General features: G+C 69.0%; 15 protein-coding genes and 6 pseudogenes. 12 read left to right on the top strand and 9 right to left on the bottom strand.

Annotated features, from left to right (window positions below; genetic code table 11):
• Positions 1–19 precede the first annotated feature (19 nt).
• Positions 20–448: an EVE domain-containing protein gene (locus QEG98_RS17055; protein ID WP_140862435.1), complete on the bottom strand. Its 429-nt coding sequence runs from the start codon at positions 446–448 to the stop codon at positions 20–22.
• Positions 449–539: 91 nt separating this feature from the next.
• The gene (locus QEG98_RS17060; protein ID WP_225888882.1) at positions 540–737 is read right to left on the bottom strand and encodes a hypothetical protein; all 198 of its coding nucleotides are present in this window, start codon (positions 735–737) and stop codon (positions 540–542) included.
• Between the two features lie 373 nt (positions 738–1110).
• Between QEG98_RS17060 and QEG98_RS17065 the strand changes: the two genes are divergently transcribed.
• The 9 genes and pseudogenes from QEG98_RS17065 to QEG98_RS17105 all read left to right on the top strand — a co-directional run bounded on the left by QEG98_RS17065 (position 1111) and on the right by QEG98_RS17105 (position 11312).
• Positions 1111–1683, top strand: coding sequence for a polysaccharide biosynthesis/export family protein (locus QEG98_RS17065; protein ID WP_090495137.1), 573 nt, complete (start codon positions 1111–1113; stop codon positions 1681–1683).
• A 65-nt stretch (positions 1684–1748) separates the two neighbouring features.
• Positions 1749–2894: a hypothetical protein gene (locus QEG98_RS17070; protein WP_316567906.1), complete on the top strand. Its 1146-nt coding sequence runs from the start codon at positions 1749–1751 to the stop codon at positions 2892–2894.
• Between the two features lie 14 nt (positions 2895–2908).
• Positions 2909–4335, top strand: a pseudogene (locus QEG98_RS17075) (GumC family protein).
• Positions 4336–4364: 29 nt separating this feature from the next.
• Positions 4365–5101: pseudogene (locus QEG98_RS17080) on the top strand (CpsD/CapB family tyrosine-protein kinase).
• A 94-nt stretch (positions 5102–5195) separates the two neighbouring features.
• A complete protein-coding gene (gene exoE / locus QEG98_RS17085) occupies positions 5196–6563 on the top strand; it encodes a polyisoprenyl-phosphate hexose-1-phosphate transferase ExoE (RefSeq protein WP_316567413.1) in 1368 nt (455 codons plus the stop codon).
• 93 nt (positions 6564–6656) lie between these two features.
• Positions 6657–7735, top strand: a pseudogene (locus tag QEG98_RS17090) (gluconeogenesis factor YvcK family protein).
• A 39-nt stretch (positions 7736–7774) separates the two neighbouring features.
• Positions 7775–8892 (top strand): annotated as a pseudogene (locus tag QEG98_RS17095) (GNAT family N-acetyltransferase).
• Positions 8889–10058 carry a DegT/DnrJ/EryC1/StrS family aminotransferase gene (locus QEG98_RS17100; RefSeq protein ID WP_316567414.1) on the top strand — a complete coding sequence of 390 codons (1170 nt, stop codon included), beginning with the start codon at positions 8889–8891 and terminating at the stop codon, positions 10056–10058. The pseudogene QEG98_RS17095 and the gene QEG98_RS17100 overlap by 4 nt, the downstream one beginning before the upstream one ends.
• A gap of 51 nt (positions 10059–10109) precedes the next feature.
• Complete coding sequence (locus QEG98_RS17105) at positions 10110–11312, top strand: GNAT family N-acetyltransferase (RefSeq protein ID WP_141594461.1); 1203 nt, start codon at positions 10110–10112, stop codon at positions 11310–11312.
• Between the two features lie 81 nt (positions 11313–11393).
• Here QEG98_RS17105 and QEG98_RS17110 read toward each other — a convergent pair whose 3' ends face one another.
• The 4 genes and pseudogenes from QEG98_RS17110 to QEG98_RS17125 all read right to left on the bottom strand — a co-directional run bounded on the left by QEG98_RS17110 (position 11394) and on the right by QEG98_RS17125 (position 14798).
• Complete coding sequence (locus QEG98_RS17110; RefSeq protein WP_316567415.1) at positions 11394–12362, bottom strand: tetratricopeptide repeat protein; 969 nt, start codon at positions 12360–12362, stop codon at positions 11394–11396.
• A 12-nt stretch (positions 12363–12374) separates the two neighbouring features.
• A pseudogene (locus tag QEG98_RS17115) lies at positions 12375–12898 on the bottom strand (cytochrome c-type biogenesis protein CcmH).
• 98 nt (positions 12899–12996) lie between these two features.
• Positions 12997–13908: a macrolide 2'-phosphotransferase gene (locus tag QEG98_RS17120; protein WP_316567416.1), complete on the bottom strand. Its 912-nt coding sequence runs from the start codon at positions 13906–13908 to the stop codon at positions 12997–12999.
• Positions 13909–14063: 155 nt separating this feature from the next.
• Positions 14064–14798 (bottom strand): hypothetical protein, encoded by a 735-nt coding sequence (locus QEG98_RS17125; RefSeq protein WP_316567417.1) that lies wholly within the window; start codon positions 14796–14798, stop codon positions 14064–14066.
• Between the two features lie 167 nt (positions 14799–14965).
• Between QEG98_RS17125 and QEG98_RS17130 the strand changes: the two genes are divergently transcribed.
• A complete protein-coding gene (locus QEG98_RS17130; protein WP_316567418.1) occupies positions 14966–16162 on the top strand; it encodes an acyltransferase in 1197 nt (398 codons plus the stop codon).
• A gap of 49 nt (positions 16163–16211) precedes the next feature.
• On the opposite strand, the pseudogene QEG98_RS17135 reads toward QEG98_RS17130, so the two are convergent.
• Both QEG98_RS17135 and QEG98_RS17140 read right to left on the bottom strand, forming a co-directional pair.
• Positions 16212–16969: pseudogene (locus tag QEG98_RS17135) on the bottom strand (2OG-Fe(II) oxygenase).
• Positions 16970–17089: 120 nt separating this feature from the next.
• The gene (locus QEG98_RS17140) at positions 17090–17530 is read right to left on the bottom strand and encodes a MarR family winged helix-turn-helix transcriptional regulator (protein WP_316567419.1); all 441 of its coding nucleotides are present in this window, start codon (positions 17528–17530) and stop codon (positions 17090–17092) included.
• Positions 17531–17595: 65 nt separating this feature from the next.
• Between QEG98_RS17140 and QEG98_RS17145 the strand changes: the two genes are divergently transcribed.
• Positions 17596–18327, top strand: coding sequence for a DUF1428 domain-containing protein (locus tag QEG98_RS17145; RefSeq protein WP_316567420.1), 732 nt, complete (start codon positions 17596–17598; stop codon positions 18325–18327).
• 96 nt (positions 18328–18423) lie between these two features.
• Positions 18424–19482: a TPM domain-containing protein gene (locus QEG98_RS17150; protein ID WP_316567421.1), complete on the top strand. Its 1059-nt coding sequence runs from the start codon at positions 18424–18426 to the stop codon at positions 19480–19482.
• A 45-nt stretch (positions 19483–19527) separates the two neighbouring features.
• Here the strand turns inward: QEG98_RS17150 and QEG98_RS17155 are convergent, their stop codons facing one another.
• Positions 19528–19701, bottom strand: coding sequence for a hypothetical protein (locus QEG98_RS17155; protein ID WP_316567422.1), 174 nt, complete (start codon positions 19699–19701; stop codon positions 19528–19530).
• Positions 19702–19788: the final 87 nt, after the last annotated feature.

Below are 19788 nucleotides of genomic sequence, written 5' to 3' on the forward strand. Positions count from 1 at the left end.
CCCCACCAGCGTCACCGTACTACTTCGGTAGCACTGTCTTCCCCATCTTCAACACCTGCTTGAAGTGCGTGGCGGTGACGGGGGCCACGCTCAGCCGGCCGCGGGTGACGAGCGGAAAATCCTTCAGTGCGGCGGTGGCCTTGATGGTGGCCAGGTCCACCGGCTGCGTGAAGGGGACGACAGGCCCCATGAAGGTGGCGGCCCAGTCCTCATCGGGCACGGTGGAGTCTGGTCCCGGCGGCGTGAGCACCTGGGCCACGCCCACCACGGCCTTGTCCTCATTGGAGTGGTAGTAGAGGCAGAGGTCCCCAGGCTTCATCGCCCGGATGTTGTTGCGCGCCTCGAAGTTGCGCACGCCGGTCCACTCCGTCCTCCCGTCCTTCTCCAGCTGGGCGTAGGCGTAGACGGAGGGCTCGCTCTTGATGAGCCAGTACTGTGGCTTGGCCATGGCGGCGCACCTTATTGTCCGAAACCGCGCGCGCCAAAGGAAAGAGGCCGGCGCCACGCGCGGGCGCCCGGCCTCTTTCGTTACATCCGGACTACGCCTGCTTCGCGACGCTGGTGGCCGCCGTCGCCGGCGCCTTGTTCGTGAGCAGCGCGCTGCTCGCGTACAACGCAAGGCCCACCACCGCGACCACCGCGGCCTCCATCTGCGTTGCGAAGGCCACGCCCATCAGGGTCATGGCGCCCGTGCCCATCGCGAACGACGCCGCCACCGCCCCAGCCGCCTTCCTCATCCGACCATCCCCTGTTCTCGCGAACACATCACGCGTTGTGGAATTCATTGCCTCGCGCGAACTTCAATCCAAGACGCGTGCCAGCCTCCAGCCCCGGGAAGTGGGAAGCGGGAGGGGCCGCGGAGGGCAAAGTCGTTCCCTGTTCAGAGCAATGCCTGAAGAAAGCACCGGGTGCGACGCGGGTACGATGCCGGAAAAATTTCCTGAACCCCATGGGGTCTCCCAGGAGGGCACTTCGTAACCCACTGCGATCCAAGGGCTTTCCCTCCCTCCAGTACGTGGCACACGCGCTGCTAAGGCAACGCCGCCGGAAGCAACGTCCGGCTGCGGTAGGGCCGGGAGCGCGACACACGCTTTTGAGGGAGAGCTGACGATGGGCAAGACGAGCGCGGGGTTCTGGACGGTGTTGGGCGTGATGCTCCTGGGGGGCTGCGCGCACCAGCCGAAGGTGACGGTGGACAACACGGAGCAGCCCTACCGGATTGGCCGCGAGGACGTGCTGGACATCGCGGTGTGGCGTGACGCGGAGCTGTCCCGGACGCTGCCGGTTCGTCCGGATGGCTACATCTCCATGCCCATGGTGGGCGAGGTCCACGCCGCGGGCAAGACGCCCACGGAGCTGGCCGAATCCCTGAAGGAGGCCTTCCAGCCGTATGTGCAGGAGCCGCGCGTGACGGTGATTGTCCGCGAGGTGAACAGCAGCCGCGTGTTCGTCACCGGCGAAGTGGCCCACCCGGGCGCCTATCCGCTGCGCGGCCGCGTGTCGCTGCTGCAGGCCATCGCGCTGGCGGGCGGCTTCACGGACTTCGCCAACTCGGACGGCATCGTGGTCATCCGCACCGACAGCAAGGGCGGACAGATTCCGGTGCGCTACAGCGACCTCATCTCTCCGGATGGTGGACACGAGGTCATGCTCCGGCCGGGTGACACCGTCGTCGTTCCGTGAGGGGTGGTGACGCAGTGGGCGTCGTGGACGTGGGCGGTGGTGGGCGTGCGGGACGGAGGGCGACGGTGAAGGGCAACTGGAAGAAGTGGCTACTCGCGGGCCTCATGTTCGGTGCGCCTGCCGCGCAGGCCGCGACGGTATGGGAGCCCCGGCTTCGGCTGACGGCTGAGGAGCGGTTCGACGACGACCTGCGACTGGGCGGTGGCGGCGCCGGCCAGCTGATGACGAAGGTGACGCCGCGGTTGGGACTGGAGGCGAAGGACGCGCGGCTCACGCTGGACAGCTTCTACGCGGCCGACCTGCTGATGCGGCATGGGTCGGGCAGGACGACGCTGGACCACCGGGGCGGTCTGGAGGCCCGGCACCAGGTGACGCGTCGCCTGCGGCTGGACACGGCGCTCCGGGTGTTCCGCGTCACGGACCCCAGCTCGCTGCCGCGTGACGGCCTGGCGCGCTCCACGCTGCCCACGTTCTTCACGCAGGCGACGCTGGGCGTGACGAACCGCGTGGCGGAGCGGCTGGACGTGCGCGCGGGCTACCGCTTCGAGGCGGTGCGCATCATCGACGTGGGGCAGCGCGCGGGGTACGCGCACACGCCCTCCATCGAAGGCTGGTACCGCGCCACGCGCCGGCTCAGCCTGGGCTTGGAGTACCGGTACCAGGGCTTCCTCTATGAGGGGTCGCTGAGCCAGTCGCACGGCGCGGCGCTGGGGTTGCGGTATCGGCTGACGCGGCCTACCACCTTCACCGTCCGGGCGGGCCCCGTGCGGTACCTGGCGCCGGTGGGCCAGCAGGGTGGCTGGGTTCCGCGATTGAACGTGGAGCTGCAGCGCGAAGGGGAGATGTTCGACGTGGGCGTGTCGATGGGACACGACCTGGTGGGCGCGAACGGCTTCACCAACGCGCTGTGGGCGGACTACGCGTCGGTGATGGTGGCGCGCCGGTTCACCCAGAAGTTCTCGCTTTTTGGCGCGGCCAGCTTCTTCCGCAACGGGCAGGCCCCGTCGCTGGACTGGGCCGTGTTCAGAGGAGCGCCGCGGGTGTCGCAGGGCTACGCGGTGAGTGGTGGTGTGGAGTACCGCATTGACCGGCGCCTGTCGGCGCAGGGTGCGGTGGATCGAATCGCTCAGGTTGGGCTGGCGGATTCGGCGAGCGCGGTGGACCTGACGCGCAATGTGTTCGCCGTCCGATTGGTGGTGACGCCTTGGTAGCTACAGCGCGTGGGATGGAGGAGGAGCGGAACATGGAGCGAGGGATGACGGCAGACCAGCTTCTGGGAGCCCTGTGGCGGCGCAAGGCCCTGGTCGGTGCCATCGCAGCAGTGGTCTTCGTGGTGGGCGCAGCCATCGTGATGACCCGGCCGAGCATGTACGAGGCTTCAGTGGTGGTCCGCGTGGAGCCGCAGCGGCCGGGTGAGGAGATGGTGCAGCGCACGGTGAGCGAAATCATCGAGCAGCGGCTGCTCACCGTTCGCCAGGAGCTGCTGGCGCGTCCGGTGCTTCAGAAGGCCATCGAGGAGATGAACCTCTATCCGGACATCGTTTCGGAGAAGGGCATGGAGGCCGCCGTCGCACAGATGCGCAAGGACCTCACGGTGCGCGTGGAGGGGGAGACGGCCTTCGAGCTCACCTACGCCAACCGCGACCCGCAGGTGGCGGCGCAGGTGGCCAACCGCCTGCCGACCATCTTCTCCGATGAGACGCTGAAGATTCGTCAGGCGCAGGCGGCGCGCGCCACCGACCTCTTCAACGAGGAGATGGTTCAGCTGGGCAAGGCGGTCAGCAGCTGGGAGGCGAAGATCTCCCAGTTCAAGGTGGACCACCTGGGCGAGCTGCCCGAGCAGATGGAGATGAACATGCGCGGCCTGGAGCGCGTGTCGCACCAGCTCCAGACGAAGTCGGAGGAGCTGCGTGTCGCCGAGGGCCGCCGCTCCGACCGGCCCGCGCGCGCAACGCGGTGGACAGCGAGGCGGGCCGGCTCGAGGCCGCGGAGAACGGGCTCACCCGTTCCCTGGTCAACGCTCGCACCACCTGGACGGAGGACCACCCGGAGGTGAAGCGCCTTCAGACGGAGCTGGACGGTATGACGGCTCGCCGCAAGGAGGCCGAAGGGCGGCTGTGGGCCGAGCGCGCCGAGCGCACCCGCGTGGCCACGCTGATTGGCAACATCCAGCAGGAGATTCAGGACCTCCAGAAGCAGGCCGAGGCGTACCAGGGCCGGCTGAACAACACCCCGCGCTGGGCGCACGAGCTGGCGGTGATGAACCGCGACTACGAAATCGCGCGCACCAAGTACCAGAGCGTGGTGAGCCGTAAGGTGGAGGCGGAGATCGCGCAGGAGCTGGAGGCCAAGAGCGCCAAGAGCCTGTTCAACGTCATCTCCCCGGCGGGCGTGCCGGCGACCCCGGCCCGGCCGGACCGCATGGCGGGCATGCTCATCGTCTTCCTCCTGGCCCTGGGCCTGGGCGTGCTGACGGGGGCGGTGCTGGAGATGCGCGACGACAGCCTGCGCGATGGCACCGAGGTTCGCCAGCGCCTGACGCTGCCGGTGCTCGCGGTGGTCCCGGAAATGCAGGGCAAGACGGAGCGGCGGATTCTGATGCCGGCTTCGGGGGCTCGAAACAGCGTGTCTAACCCCACGTCGTTGAACTGAGTCGCGCCGGAAAAGGACGGAGGACGGACATGGATCAGACGATGGAGCGGGCGGGCAACTTCCTCCCCCGAGTGGATGACAACCCGACGGGCGGCAACGCGGTGGACCGCCGGGTGGTGACGCTGACGGCGCCGGCATCGGCCGCGGCGGAGCAATACCGGAGCCTTTATTACAGGCTCGAGCGGATGCGGGACCTGCGGCCGATGAAGGTCGTCGCGCTCACCTCGGCGATGCCCGGGGAAGGCAAGACGGTGACGAGCGTCAACCTGGCGCTCGCCGCGGCCCGGGCGAACCCGGAGCGCCGCATCCTGCTGGTGGATGCGGACCTGCGCCGGGGCGGCGTGGCGGCCACGCTGGGCATGCGCAACAAGACGGGCCTGGCGGAGCTGCTGGCGGGGGACTGTGAGGTGCGGGACGTGGTGCGGCGGTTCAACTCCACGCGCCGGCCCTCATCCCCGCGGGCGTCACGCCCGAGGACACCGCGCAGGTGCTGGCGAGCGGCCGGATGAAGCAGTTCCTCAAGGCGGTGCGTGAGGGCTTCGACGAGGTCTACGTCGACATGCCGCCCACGCTGCCCTTCGCGGACGCGGCCATCCTGGGCCATCAGGCGGACGGCGTGCTGATGGTCATCCGCGCGAACGTGACGTCGGGCAAGGCGGTGCACCAGGCGGTGGAGAGCCTGGGCGGCGCGCCCATCGTCGGGTGCGTGCTGAATGGCGCGGAGGTCCACTCGGCGCCGTATCTGAAGAACTACGAGAAGCGGTAGCGGCGGGGGGCTTTGGTTCCGGTTCCCGCCTCCGGGTGACAGGGGGGCGGGGCCGGTGGTGGAAGAGGGTCGGGCGGGTAGGTTGGAGGGGCACGTGCTCCGCGTTTTTCACCATTATTTCTCTGCAAAGAAACTGACGTTCTTCCTCGCCGAGAGTTCGGCAATCGCGTTGGCCTGCGTGATGGGCGCGGCGGCCTGCGCGGCACTCTTCGCGCCTGAAGGGACACACACGCCGCTGTCGCAGCTGTGGCCCACGCTGCTGTGGATGGGCGCGGCGTTCGTCATCACCTTCCAGTTCACGCTGTATCTGTTGGATTTGTATGACCTCCGTGTGGCCGCGGAGGACCGGGTGCGGGGATACCGGTTCCTCAAGGCCGCGGGGGTCACGGCGATGGTGGCGGGCGGCGTCATGCTCGTCACCCCGCTGGTGGTGCCGATGCAGCTTCCGCCCGGCACGCTGCTGGGCGGAGCCATGGGCGCCCTGGCCGGGACGTTGATGGTGCGGGTGTCCATCCGCGCCCTGGTGGGAGCGCCGCACTCGGTGCTCATCGTCGGAGAAGGGCCCAAGGCGCGCGCGGTGGCCAGCGCGATTGAAGCGGGCGGGGAGGGCACCTACCGCATCGTGGGCCTGACGGACCCTCGCACCTCGGGCGAGGCGCTGGAGCAGACGGCGGCCCGGCTGAACGCGGCCTATGTGGTGCAGGCCGCGGATGACATGCGCGGGGCCAACTGGGTGGACGGCCTGCTGCGCTGCCGGCTCCAGGGCCGGCGGGTGTATGAGGTCACGGGCTTCTGCGAGCGGGTGCTGCGCCGGATTCCGGTGCAGTTCCTGAGGGCGAGCGACTTCGCCTTCGCGGACGAGCTCACCGTGTCCCCGCTGCGCCGCACGCTGAAGCGGGGCTTCGACATCGCGGTGGCATCCCTCCTGCTAATCCTGTCCGCGCCCTTCCTGTTGCTGGTCGCGGTGGCCATCAAGCTGGATTCGAAGGGACCCATCTTCTACCGGCAGGAAAGGACCGGGCTGTTCGGGAGCACGTATCACCTGTGGAAGTTCCGCAGCATGCGCACGGACGCGGAGAAGCATGGCGCGGTGTGGGCGAAGGCGAACGATGACCGTGTCACGCGGGTGGGCCGCTTCATCCGCCGCGCGCGCATCGACGAGATTCCCCAGGTCTTCAACATCCTGACGGGAGACATGAGTTTCGTGGGGCCCCGCCCCGAGAGGCCAGTGTTCGTCGAGCAGTTGAAGCAGCAGATTCCGTTCTACGGCCTGCGGGAGGCCGTCAAGCCAGGCCTGACGGGGTGGGCTCAGATTCGCTACCCCTACGGCGCGTCGGTGGAGGATGCGCGGAACAAGCTGGAGTTCGACCTGTACTACGTGAAGAACGGTTCGCTGTTCCTGGACGTGGGAATCATCTTCCACACCGTGAGGCATGTGCTTCTCGGTCGTGGGGCGCGGTAGGGCATTTCGCTTTCCCGGCTTCCGCTGTGGGAGGCCGGGAGGGGGGCTCGCCTGGGGAGGCGGGCTGGGGCGTCGTGGATGGGGGTAAGCGTCATGGTGGGAATGGACATGGAAGCGCCGCTGCCCGCGGAGTGGGCGGAGGCCCGTCGCAGGCTGGAGCTGGAGCGCCAGGGCAACGAGGTGCTGCAGGGGCAGGTGGACCGGCCGACGCGCATCGTCGCCATCGGCGGAGGCACGGGGTTGCCCATGGTGCTGCGCGGCCTGGCCCGGCGCGCGACACCGAAGGCCCGGGAGCCGGGCATCGACATCACCGCGGTGGTGGCCATGAGCGACGACGGCGGCAGTTCGGGCCGTCTGCGGCGCCAACACGGCGCGCTGCCTCCGGGCGACATCCGCAACTGCCTGGTGGCGCTGGCGGGTGGAAAGAACGCGCTCAAGGACGTCTTCCAGTTCCGCTTCGGCGGGGCGCGCGGCCGGCGGGCCATGCGGTGGGCAACCTGCTCATCGCCGCGCTCGCGGAGCTGAAGGGGGACTTCATGGAGGCGGTGCGCATGTCCGGGGAGCTGCTGGGCGCCCGGGGCCACGTGCTGCCTTCCACGCTGGCGTCCGTGCAGTTGGTGGCGCAGATGCATGACGACACGGAGGTCGTGGGGGAGCGCAACATCTGCCGCGCGCACGGCCGGGTGCGCCGCGTCACGCTGAGTCCTCGCTCGCCGCCGCCCACCGAGGGCCTGCTGGAGGCCATCTACACGGCGGACCTCATCGCCATCGGCCCGGGCTCGCTGTACTCGAGCGTGCTGCCCAACCTGCTGGTGGACGGCGTGGCCCAGGCGCTCAAGGAGACGCGCGCGCTGAAAATCATGGTGGCCAACCTGATGACGCAGCCGGGGGAGACGGACGGAATGTCCTGTCTGGACCACGTGCAGGCCGTCACGGACCACGTGGGGCCGGTGCTGGACGCGGTGCTCGTCAACGGCACGCTGCCCACGGAAGAGGCGAACCGGCGCTATGCCCGTCGCGGCTCGTTCGTGGTGTCGGCCAACCCGCGGGACTTGATTGGCGCGGGCGTGGTGCCGGTGCAGGCGGACCTGCTCAAGGCAGGGTCCAGGATTCGACATGACAGCCGCAAGGTCGCCGCCTGCCTGCTGAAGATGGCCCGCAGCGGGTTGTAGCCGCGAACCTCCATCACCACCTTGGGCACCCGACACCTCATGGAAGCAAGAGACCTTTCTGCCTCGCCGCGCGTCACCGAAGTGACGGGACGCGCGGCCTTCATGTCCCTGGAGTCCGAGTGGAACGCGCTCGTGGAGGCCACCTCCAACGAGCTGTTCTACCGGCATGAGTTCATCCGCATCTGGATGGACAACTTCGTACCCGGTGTGAGTCCGCGCGTGCTGACGCTGCGGGACGCGGATGGGAGCCTTGGCGCGGTGCTCCCGCTGTGGGAGGAGCGCACGACGCTGCTGGGTGTACCGGCGCGGCAGCTGTCCGCGGCGGCCAACGCCCACTCCTGCCGGTTCGACCTGGTGGCGAAGGAACCGGAGGTCGCCGCGGCGGCCTTCGTGTCCTACCTGCGCTCGGCCGGTGGCTGGGATGTGCTGCGGCTCACGGATGTCCCCGACGGTGGGGCCGCCGGCGGCTGCACGCGGTGGCGCGCGAGTCCGGCCTGCCCGTGGGCGAGTGGGAGTCCCTGCGCTCCCCGTATGTGCCGCTGCCGGCGTCCCGCGATGCCTTGCAGAAGACATTGCAGTCGAAGTTCAAGGCCAACTGCCGTCGCCGCCGCCGCAAGCTGGAGGAGAAGGGCCAGCTCACCTTCGAGCGGGTGGACAGCGGGCTCGGCCTGGAGGGCGCGCTGGAGGAAGGCTTCCTGCTGGAGCAGAGCGGCTGGAAGGGCGCGCGCGGCACGGCCATGGCGCAGGATGCGCGCACGCGCGGCTTCTACACGGAGCTGGCACGGGACTCCGCCTATCGCCAGCGGCTGGCGCTGTATTTCCTGCGGCTGGACGGCCGGCCGGTGGCGTTCCAGTACGGCCTGGAATACGGCGGGCGCTACTTCCTGCTGAAGCCCGGTTACGACGAAAGCCTGCGTGAGTGCAGCCCGGGCCAGCTCCTGGTGGATGAGGTCATCGGGGCCTGCATCGACCGGGGCCTGCACGAGTTCGACTTCCTGGGGCCCGACATGGTGTGGAAGCGCGACTGGACGAATGAGGTCCGGCGCCACACCTGGCTCTACGTGTTCAATGACTCCCCCTTCGGCCAGGCGCTGTGTGCGGCCAAGTTCCGGTGGGGGCCCGCGGTGAAAGAGGTGGTGTCGCGATGGAGACGATGAAGCACGCTGGCCGGCTGTTCGTGCCGTCACTGCCCACGCTGTGGCCGCACATGCTGCTGTCTCGGCCGAAGCCCGGCGCGCTGCCGCCGTTCTCCTCGCCCAACGTCCGCTACTTCTACTTCGCCCGCAATGCCATCTGGCTGACGGTGAAGATGCTGGGGCTGGATTCGGGCGAGGTGTTGATGCCCGCCTACCACCACGGCGTGGAGGTGGAGGCCCTGGTGGACGCCGGCGCCACGCCGCGCTTCTACCGCGTGGGCAGCCGCTGGGACGTGGACCTGGACGACGTGGCCCGGCGCATCGGCCCGAAGACGCGGGCCCTGTACCTGACGCACTACGCGGGCTTCCCGGGCCCCGTCGCGGAGATGCGCAAGCTGGCGGACCAGCACGGCCTCATCCTCATCGAGGACTGCGCGCTGTCGCTGCTGTCCTCCGACGGAACCGTGCCCCTGGGGACGACGGGAGACGTGGGCATTTTCTGCCTCTACAAGACGCTTCCGGTTCCCAATGGGGGCGCGCTGGTCGTCAACGGCCCGCGCCAGTACAGCCTTCCGGAGCCGCCCGCGCCGCCGTCCGTGTCCACCTTCAGCCACACGGTGTCCGCGCTGCTGCAGAACCTGGAGCTGCGCGGCGGACTGGCCGGCCGGGCCCTGCGCAGCGCCGTGCGCGCGCTGGGGCATGGCACCGTGAAGGCGGCCAGCATCGAGCGCGTGGCCACGGGGACGCAGCACTTCGACCGCAAGCACGTGGACCTGGGCATGAGCCCGCTGACGAAGCGGATTGCCCTGGCCCAGGACCTGGAATCCATCGTCGAGCAGCGGCGCCGCAACTACTTCTTCCTGCTGGGCCGGCTGCGCGACATCTCCGCGCCGCTGTTCAACCAGCTTCCGCCGGGCGCGTGCCCGCTGTTCTACCCGCTGGTGGTGCAGGACAAGGCGGAGGTGCTGGCGCGGCTGCGCGTGCAGGGCATCGACGCCATCGACTTCTGGAAGCGCTTCCACCCGGCCTGTGATGCATCGGCCTTCCCGGAGGTGGCGCAGCTGCGTCGCTCCATCGTGGAGATTCCGTGCCACCAGGACCTGACGCCGGAGGTCATGGCGGACGTGGCGCAGGCGGTGCGCGAGGCCGTGAAGTCGGACCACCGGTCGAAGAAGCGCGCGGGGTGAAGTTCATTCGGGGAACAGGGAGGGGCGGCTGCCCCTCCGGGAGGACGGGCGTTGATTCGGGAGGATGAGCTGTCGCAGGGAGCGTGGGCCGCGCACCCGTTGGAGGTAGGCGCCGTGGGCAGCCTCTCCACGCTGGCGGGGATGCGGGAGGAATGGGCCGCGCTGATGGATGCGAGCGACGCGGGGCCCTTCAACGCCTGGGAGTGGGTGTACCCGTGGTGCCGGCGCATCGCCACGGGCCGGCGCCCGCTGGTGCTGACCGCGCGCGACGCGGCGGGCACGCTGGTGGGCCTGATGCCGCTGGGCGTCGAGTACCTGGGCGTCACCGGCATCCCGGTGCGGCGGCTGAGCTTCCTGGGGGAGACACACGTCGGCAGCGACTACCTGGACGTCGTGGCGCGGCGGGGCCGTGAGCGCGAGGTGGCCGGCGCCTTCGCTCGGATGCTGCACGCGCTGCGCGACGAATGGGACGTGTTGGATTTGTCGGACCTGCGCGAGGACTCGCCCACCGTGGACGTGCTCCGGGAGACCTTCGCCAGGCAGGACGTCCGCGTGGCGCCGCGCTACGTGTGCCCGTATGACACGCTGACGCCGGGCGAGCCCTTCGACGCGTTCCTCAAGCGCACCGGACGCCGCGACAACTTCCTGCGGCGGCGCAAGTGGCTGGCGAAGCAGGAGGGCTACCGCATCGAGCGCACGGACGCCCCGGGCGAGCTGGCGGCGCCGCTGACGGACTTCTTCCGCCTGCACTCGGCGCGGTGGGCCGCGGATGGGGGCTCGCAGGGCATCAAGGGCTCGGGCGTGGAGGCGTTCCACCGGGATGCCACGCAGTTCCTGGCGGAGCGGGGCCGGCTGCGCCTCTACACGATGAAGGTGGGCGGCCAGGCCGTGGCGTCGGTGTACGGCATCCTCCACCGCGACACCTTCGTGTACTTCCAGTCCGGTTATGACCCGGCGTGGCGCAATCGCAGCGTGGGCCTGGTGCTGGTGGGCGAGACGTTCCGCGACGCGATGGAGGCCGGCCTGACGGAGTACGACTTCCTCCGGGGCACCGAGACGTACAAGTCCGATTGGGTATCCAAGCAGCGGCGCACGCTGTCCGTGCGGGTCCATGCCGGGACGTGGGAGGGGCGCTGGTTCTCCCAGTCAGAATCCCTGGCGCGCCTGCTGCGCAACGGCGCCAAGGCGGCGATGCCGGACACGCTGGTGGAGAAGGTGCGGCGCTTCCGCCGACGGCGGGCCGCGGTGCACTGAGCGTCGAAAACGCCAGCGGCGCCTGCCTCGACCACTTCGGGTGGTTGGGGCGGCGCCGCCGGTGAGGGCAGGGGCTGGGCGTCAGGGCATGCCGCCAGCGACCTCCGCGCGAAGCTGGGCAATCGCAGGGCCGAGCTGCGGCGGCTGCATGTTGCGCGGCACCTCCACGGAGAAGCGCTCGAAGTGGGCCAGCGCGGCGGCCTTGTCGCCGCGGCGCAGGGCGAGGCTGCCCAGGAAGATGAGCGCCTCCTGTGCGTCCGGCCAAGTGTCCACCAGCTCCGTCAGCTCCGCCTCGGCGCCGGCCATGTCGCCCTGGGTGGCGCGAAGCACGCCGCGGTGGACCTTCAGCTCGACGTTGAAGGGGTCCGCCGCCAGGCCCTTCGCGGTGACCTTCACGGCCTCGTCGAACTGCTGACGGCGGATGAGCTCGTGGCTCAGCAGCGCCGCCGCGTCCACATCGCCGGCGTTGGCGTTCAGCCGCGCGCGAGCCTCCTGCATCTCCGGGCCTTCCTGCATCTGCTCGTCCATGCCCGCGCCCTGCTGCTGCGCGGCGGCGCCGCCCGGGGGCATGCGGCCGGTGGCCTCCATGCCGTCGGTGCGCGTCTGCTGCTCGGAGACGAGCAGGTAGCCCAGCCCACCAAAGAACACCACGATGCCCGCGCCCCACAGCGCGCCCACCAACTGCGGATTGCGAGACGCCCACCCGGTGGGGGCCGGAGCCTGGGGGCGGGGGCGGACGCCCTCGCTGGAGGCCTTGCGCTTGAGGTGCTCGTCCTTCGCGCGCAGCGCCGCGGCGGCTTCGCGCTCCAGGCGGGACTTCTCGGCGGCATACTGCTCGGCGCTCTGGTTGTGCTTCTCCGCTTCCAGCGCGCGGAGCTGGTCGATGAGGGACTGCGCGCGCTGGGTCAGGTCATCGAGCACGCCGTCGCGGGGCTCTGCCGACGCCAGGGAGCCCTTGCGGCGCTGAAAGAGGATCCAGCCCGCCGCCAACACGAAGGTGACGGCGAGCACGATGATTCCGGGCAACCAATTCGTCGTCTGCGGCTGCATGGCCTGGCGCTCCTAGCGCTCGAGCTCCCGGCGCACGGCCTGGAGGTACGGGTCTTCTTCATCCACTGGAGGCGTTCCAGCGGGCGCGGCCGGGGCCGCCGTTTCTTCCGAAGGCGTGGCCGCGGGCGGGGCCTGCTCCGGGGTAGCCGCGCCGCGCTGGAGCTGCCGCCAGATGACGAAGGCGCCCACGGCGACGAGCCCCACCGGGCCCAGCCACACGAACCAGTTGAAGCCTTCCGCGCGGGGGACAGCAGCACCCACTCACCGTAGCGGGCGACGAAGTACTCGACGATTTCGGCGTCGCTCTTCCCCTCGGAGACGAGCTCGCGAATCATGTCGAGCTGGGCGCGCGCCATGGAGGACGGGCTGTCCGCCACCGACAGTCCCTGGCACACGGCGCACCGGAGCTGCTTGCCCAGCGTCTGGGCACGCGCCTCCAGCTCCGGCGCGAGCGGGTCACTTCCCGCCTGCTGGGGCGCGAACTGGCCGGTGACGAGCGTGAAGGCGAGGGACAGGGACAGGAGGGCAGCGGTCATCGAAGCTCCATCGAGCCGTCCCTACCTAGCGCCCCAGGCCGTGATTGGACAGTGAAACCTGAGCGGCGGGGGCTGGCCCGCCGCCCGGCCCGCTGTGCCTACATGGCCGCTTCGGGGGTCAACTGCGCCTGGGCGGCCGCCCGGTGCTCTGGCAGGCCGGTGGTCAGCGCGAAGAGGGCGTAGCCGGCGGGTGAAGCCGCGAGCAGTTCCACACAGTGGTCGCCCAGGCGGTCTGGGACTCGCCCGCCCGCCTTCACATAGGCGTCCACGGTGGCCTCGAACACGGCGTCCACGCCGAGCATCTTCTGGAAGACGAAGTCGCGCGCCGGGTCTCCTACCTTCGCGGTCGTCCAATCGAGGACGCCGGTGATGGTGTCGTCCGGCGCCAGCAGGACATGGGCGGGGTACATCTCCCCATGCGTCAGCGTGACGAAGCGGGGCCAGTAGGAGTCGTCCCCCAGCCAGCGCTCCCAACGCTGGAGGAGGGCGGGCGCCACGTCGAAGGCCTGCTTGATGCGGGCGATGTCGGAGGCCCAGTTGGCGCGGACCTGGTCGGGTGTCTCGACGATGAGGCCCGCTCGCCGGGCATCCTCGACGTCGATGGCATGCATCCGGGCCAGGAGCTGGCCGAACTGGCGGGCATAGACGGGGGACTCGCGGTCGAAGTGCCACACGGGCTCACCCGAGGCGGGGTCCAGCGTCAGCCCAGGCCTGCCCGGCAGCGCCGGATAGGCGATGAGGTCCCGGTGGGCGACATGCCACCTGGGCACTGCCACGCCGAGCCGGGGACCAATGAAGTCGAGAATCTTCTTCTCGTCCGCGAGCTTCGCGGAGACGTCTTCACGCCGGGGGATGCGGAGGACCCACGGAGTGTCTTCGACGTCGCGTGCCATCACGACGCGATAGTCCAGTCCGGCCTCGTTGACCGACAGGGTGTCGGGTTTGAGCTTCAGTCCGTGGTGGCCGGCGAGCTCGACAAGCTGGGGGGCATCAGTCGGGGCGGAGGGCATCCAGGGCGTCCTTTCAGGCCTGCACGGTCATCACGCCGGCCGCGCGGGCCACGTCTTCGGGGGGACCATGGTCGCCGGGGAGATGGGCTCCGGCGAGCCATGCGTGAGGCGCCCCGACCCGGCCGGGGCACTCTTCCTGACATCGCGGCCGGAAATTAGAAGCGCCCGTCCACCAGCAGCCCTCCGGAGTTCGGGCCGAAGACAGGTGTCAGGCGGGCCTGGATGACGGATGGCCGCTTTCGTGGGCCTGGGGCTGGCGCGGGGACATCCGAAAGGCCCAACTCCTGGCGAAGGCGTTTGTTGTGGCCATCCGCCAGTTCGCGGGCCTCGCTGGAGGCGATGGGATGGGGGTTGTAGAAGATACCCCACCCCAGCAGCCCTGCTCCCACCAGGCTCACGCCCATTCCCACGAGGAACATGTTTCGCTCCCGGCGGCTGTTCGCGAAACCGCGGTCGATGCAGGCCGAGAAGTCGGGGCCGAGCTCGCAGTCTTCGGACTGAACGCCTGGCGTGGCGATTCCGTAGACGAGCCCGCCAATCATCGCGACTCCCCCGACGATCTTCAGGGTGAGCTTCGTGGCGCTTCTCGACTGATACTCCGCAACGAGGTCGTCTCGGCCGAGCTTTTGATAGAACGCCTCGCCCTCCAGTGGCTTCTTGTATTTCCCCTCATACGGGACGGTCCAGCGGCTCGGCGGGCTCCCAACGGCCAGTGGCGAATACGACAGCGTCACGGCGATGTACTCATCGAACCCGATGTGCCGGAGCTCATATTGCTCCAGCGCCTCTTCTCGGCTGAGGGTTGGGCCGCTCTCGGCGATGGGGGCGGGGCTTTCCGCCTCCTCGTTCGCGAGCGTGGGGGTGGTGGTCAGCAGGGCAATGATTGCCACGAATCGGAGCATGAGCGCGCGCTTCATATGGGAAGTGCCACGACGACTGCAAGGTCATGGCCTGACGTGCTTGCCTGCCGCGACGTGCGAGGATTTGCCTCGGTGAACAGGTCCTGAAGGGCTCGGGTGGGGCACCTCCACCGTTTCCAGCTATGGTCCGCCCCGAGATGAAGACCGAACCCTCGGAGCCGCTGCACCTGCCGGAGTACCTTCCCGCGTTGGACGGGCTGCGCGGCGTGGCGGTGCTGATGGTGGTTGCCTATCACTCACTGACAGGGCTGCGCAGCGCGTCGCTGGGCTCACTCTTCCAGGTAGGCTGGGCGGGCGTGGACCTCTTCTTCGTCCTCTCTGGCTTCCTGATTACGCGCATCCTCGTGCAGACGCGTGAGCGTGGAGGCTACTTCCGTACCTTCTACGCGCGGCGGGCGCTGCGCATCTGGCCCCTGTACTTCCTGGTGCTGGCCTTCTCCTTTGGCGTCATGGGGCGGCTGCTGCCGGCCCTGGCCTTCGATACCCAGCGCTATTCCTGGGTGACCTACGCGCTGTACCTCCAGAACCTTTGGATGACGGACTTCGGTCCCGCGCCCATCAACGTGACGTGGTCCCTGGCCATCGAGGAGCAGTTCTACCTGGTGTGGCCGCTGCTCGTGTTCTTCCTCCGGAACGGGCAGCTCCGCGCGCTCCTGTGGGCGTGCGTGCTGCTGTCCCCCGTGGCGCGCCTCGCGGCCCTGTGGGAGGGCGCGGCGCCCATCCAGGTCTACACCTTCACGCTGTTCCGTCTGGATGGACTGGCGCTCGGTGGACTGTTGGCGCTGGGCGTGGTGGATGGCCGCGCCACGGCGGACGGCCTGTCACGGTGGGGCGCGCGGCTCGCGGTGCCCGCGTTGCTCGTGGCCTGCGGGTTGTCCCTCGTCTTCTTCGGCCAGGGCGCCGCCATTCACATGGCAACGGCGCTCACGGGGCCGGGCGGCCCGCAGGTCCGCGTGCTGCTGGTTGCGGGCCTGTACACGCTTTGGGCGGTGGGCTTCGCCAGCCTGCTGGGGTGGGTGCTCTCCGGGCGCGCGCGGGTGCTCCAGGCTGTGTTGCAATGGCGGCCCCTGCGCTTCGTCGGGCAGGTGAGCTACGGGCTCTACCTGTTCCATGCGCTCGTCATCCCCGCCGGCGGCCATTACACGCGGCCGCTGTTCTACCGCTTCATTCCTTCGACGTTTGTCGCTACCGCGGTGGGCATCCTGTTCGAGTACGCGGTGCTGCTGGCGCTCACGCTCGTTTCGTGGCGCTTCTTCGAGAAGCCCTTGCTGCGTCTCAAGGACCGATTCACGCATCCGGAAGCCGCGGGGAAGGCCGTGGCTCCCACGGCTTGAGGGCTGGCGCCAGCGCGGGCGAGCGCCGTACCGCGAATCGAGGTGCCAGCTACGAGCGCGGTGGTGCCCAGATGGCGCTGTGGGGCTCCGGCGCGTTGGGGGCTTCCTCCGCGGTGTAGAAGTAGGCCGCGACCGCGGCGCGCCCTCGTCCCTCGGGACACGCCAGCGCGGTGGGGTGTCCGTGCCAGTGGTCGTCGCCGTGGGCCATCACGACCAGGCGATCCAGGAGGGGAGCGATTCGCGTCTCGCACCGGGAGAGGTCCGCGCTCCACAGCTCGAGGTCCCCTCCCCAGGCGGGTTCCCAGCCGGGGTTCAGGTAGTAGAGGACGGTGAGCCGGCGGGAGAGCGCGCGGAAGCGATCGCGGTTGAAGTCGGCGTGCAGCGCCAGATGCCCCCCACGCAACGTGAGGTGCAGCCCGGCGCCTCGGAAATGCGGATCCGGGATGAGCCCTTGCACCCCGGTGAGTGACTCCAGGAAGTCGATGAACGCCATGCCGGAGAACTCCGAAAGCAGGTGCCGGAGCGCTCCGGGGACGTCTTCGAATGCCTTGCGCTGAAGCTGTCCCAGTCGAGCCGCCTGTTCGGGGTGGTCGCGTCGCTTCCAACTTGCCTCGGTCGCGCCCGGGAATACCCCCGCCAGTTCGGACGCCAGCGGCTCCCCAGGAAGCCATCGATGACGGCGTGGGGGTGAGGCCGCGCCGCGCCGTAGCTGGCGCGATGGGCCAGCGCGAGCGCGCGGAGCGCCGTGCGGCTGAAAAAGAAGCTCGGTCCTCGCAGCGGGCCTTCTTCGTGGGTCGCGATGCTCACGGGCCCCCTATAGCAGAATGTGCGGCGCACGCTGCCGGCGCCAGGGCACCCTGGCGCAGGCGACCGAGTCTGGAGCCGCTGCCTCCGGGCGCATCATCGTTCCGGAGGCTGGAAGAGGACTCAGGAGAGCGCCCGCAGCCCAGCCCGAAGGGCGTCGACATCGGTTTGCGCCAGCAATCGCTCCGTCTCCTCGTTCATCCTCTCCCAGTGGGGCAGCGCGGATTGAAGGAGTTGGAGCCCTGCGTCCGTCAGCGTCAGCAATCGCCCGCGGCGGTCGGCCGGGTCGACGGTGGTCTTCACCAGCCCGCGCCTTTCGAGCGGCTTCAGGTTGGCTGTCAGCGTGGTCCGGTCCATCGCCAGGAGCTCCGCGACGGGGCCGATGGACGGCGGCTGGGGGCGATTGAGCGACATCAGCAGTGAGAACTGTCCATGCGTGAGGCCCACGGGGCGCAGGGCTTCATCGAAGCGCCGCGCCAGGGCGCGCGCGGCCTGCTGGACCACCAGGCACAGGCAGTGGTCACGGACGTGAAGCGTCGTGGCGAATGAGACGGCTCTGGACATTGACAAGGGTGATTATGTTGATGTCAACCCTTCTTGTCAAAGCGAGAGCCCCCTGGAGAGTTGCCATGGCCTACATCGATGGATTCGTGTGCGCAGTCCCCTCGGCGAACAAGGAGGCGTACCGGCAGGCCGCTAGCGGCGCCGCGCCGCTGTTCAAGGAGTTTGGTGCGACGCGCTTCGTTGAGAACTGGGGGGACGATGTCCCTGAAGGCAAGGTCACCGACCTGCGGCGCGCGGTGAAGGCCGAGCCGGATGAGGTCATCGTCTTCTCCTGGATTGAGTACCCCAGCAAGGCGGTGCGCGACGAAGCGAACGCGAAGGCAATGCGTGACCCAAGGATGGAGGAGATGGGCGCGAACATGCCCTTCGATGGGAAGCGGATGATCTTCGGCGGCTTCGTTCCCAGCATCCATGAGGGCGGAGCGGGCAGGCCCGGCTATGTCGATGGCTCCCTCGTGCCGGTGCCGGTTGGAAACAAGGAGGCCTACCATGCCATCGCGTCCCGTCTCGCGGCGGTGCTGCTGGAGTATGGCGCCACGCGCGTCGTCGACGCGTGGGGAGACGACGTCCCCGACGGGAAGGTCACTGACTTCAAGGGCGCGGTGAAGGCCACCGCGGATGAGCAGGTCGTCTTCGCTTGGATTGAGTGGCCGTCGAAGGAGGCGCGCGACGCCGGGTGGGGGAAGGCCATGGCCGATCCGCGCATGCACTCGGACAGCATGCCCTATGACGAGGGCCGCAGGTCCCACGGCGGCTTCGTGCCGATGCTGGTTGAGACGGCGGCGACGGGCACGTAAAGCCTGAATGGGCTAGCGTCGACACCCATGCGCACTTGGATGTGCTGGGTGTTCCTGGCTTGTTGGGCCCTTGGCGTTCCAGCCCTGGGGGTCACCGTGAAGGAAGTGCCACGGCTCGCGGCCAACGCATGGTCCGTGGACACGACCAGGACACTCACGCCGCAGACGCTGGCGGAGGTGGACCAGCTCGGCAATGCCTTGGTCCGTGATGGCCAAGGCCAGCTCGCGGTGGTGGTGGTCGACACGACGGGACGCCAGCCGCCGCGCGCCTTCGCGCTGGAGCTCTTCAATCGGTGGGGGCTGGGCACGGCCGGTCGTGACGACGGCGCGCTGCTCTTCATCGCGCTCGACGACCGCGCGGCGGAGATCATCCTGGGTGATGGCGTGGATGGCCCGAATGAGCAGGCGCGCAGTGACGCCATCATGGCGAACGATGTGGTTCCCGCCTTCAAACGGGGCCGTCCGGACGACGCGGTTTTGGAAGGCGCACGCGGGCTGCATCAGCTCATCGTAACCTCGGAGCTCAATCAGCCTCACAACGCCCAGGAGGCGGCAGCGGCATGGGAGCCCAGGCTCAAGGAGTTCGCATGGTCGGAGGACTCCGCCGTCACCATCGTGTCTGAAGGACCGAGTGAGCCGGAAGGTGACCTGAACGTTCCCGCCCTGGCGGGAGGGGCGGGGTTCGTGGGGGTGGTGGGGGTTGCGGGCAGGGCGCTGCTTCGTCGCAGACCGCGCCGGTGCCAGAAGTGTCGCAACCCGAGAGCGCGGCTCGATGAGGATGCCGACGATGCCCACCTGATGCCGGGGCAGGTTCGTGAGGAGCAGTTGGGCTCGGTGGATTACGACGTATGGTGGTGCGAGCCGTGCCAGGACGCGGTGGTGGAGCGCTATGGGACGCTCTTCACGCGTCAAGCCCGGTGCAAGAAGTGCCGTTATGTGACCGCGAAGAAGACGAGCCGGACGACTCGCAGCGCGACGTACTCCTCTGGCGGAGAAATCAAGGTCACGGTGCGTTGCTCGCACTGTCACCACACCACGACTTCCCGTCACTCGACGCCGAAGCTCACGCGGTCCACGTCGTCGAGCTCATCCAGCGGGAGTAGCTCCTCGAGCGGCGGGCGTTCGTCGGGCGGTGGCTCGAGTGGGCGCTGGTAGCTCGCGAAGGCCGGGCGGAGGTGCGCGGGTGTTGATGTGGCGCCCTCAATGCGCCGGGCGAGTCCAGGGGCTTTCGCTGAAGAGCTGGCTGATGCTCTTTCGTGCGAAGATTCCACTGATGACCATGAACAAGAGCGACAACAGATAGAGCGCCGAACTCGTGGAGATGATTCTCCTTGCGCTGCGGACAATGCGCCAGCGCATTCGCGGGTCGAGCATTACATCCTGCAGCCCAGCCTGTGGGGGCTCTGGCGCATTCACGACACGTGACTCCTTCCCGGGTGCCGCCGTTGCGTGACGTCGAGG

Source organism: Myxococcus sp. MxC21-1 (assembly GCF_032612255.1).
GTDB classification, from domain to species: domain Bacteria; phylum Myxococcota; class Myxococcia; order Myxococcales; family Myxococcaceae; genus Myxococcus; species Myxococcus virescens.

What these genes read in the sequence shown, in the direction of transcription:
- QEG98_RS17055 (WP_140862435.1), bottom strand. Translation starts at nt 448, where the DNA reads ATGGCCAAGCCACAGTACTGGCTCATCAAGAGCGAGCCCTCCGTCTAC.
- QEG98_RS17060 (WP_225888882.1), bottom strand. Translation starts at nt 737, where the DNA reads ATGAGGAAGGCGGCTGGGGCGGTGGCGGCGTCGTTCGCGATGGGCACG.
- QEG98_RS17065 (WP_090495137.1), top strand. Translation starts at nt 1,111, where the DNA reads ATGGGCAAGACGAGCGCGGGGTTCTGGACGGTGTTGGGCGTGATGCTC.
- QEG98_RS17100 (WP_316567414.1), top strand. Translation starts at nt 8,889, where the DNA reads ATGAAGCACGCTGGCCGGCTGTTCGTGCCGTCACTGCCCACGCTGTGG.
- QEG98_RS17110 (WP_316567415.1), bottom strand. Translation starts at nt 12,362, where the DNA reads ATGCAGCCGCAGACGACGAATTGGTTGCCCGGAATCATCGTGCTCGCC.
- QEG98_RS17120 (WP_316567416.1), bottom strand. Translation starts at nt 13,908, where the DNA reads ATGCCCTCCGCCCCGACTGATGCCCCCCAGCTTGTCGAGCTCGCCGGC.
- QEG98_RS17130 (WP_316567418.1), top strand. Translation starts at nt 14,966, where the DNA reads ATGAAGACCGAACCCTCGGAGCCGCTGCACCTGCCGGAGTACCTTCCC.
- QEG98_RS17140 (WP_316567419.1), bottom strand. Translation starts at nt 17,530, where the DNA reads ATGTCCAGAGCCGTCTCATTCGCCACGACGCTTCACGTCCGTGACCAC.
- QEG98_RS17145 (WP_316567420.1), top strand. Translation starts at nt 17,596, where the DNA reads ATGGCCTACATCGATGGATTCGTGTGCGCAGTCCCCTCGGCGAACAAG.
- QEG98_RS17155 (WP_316567422.1), bottom strand. Translation starts at nt 19,701, where the DNA reads ATGCTCGACCCGCGAATGCGCTGGCGCATTGTCCGCAGCGCAAGGAGA.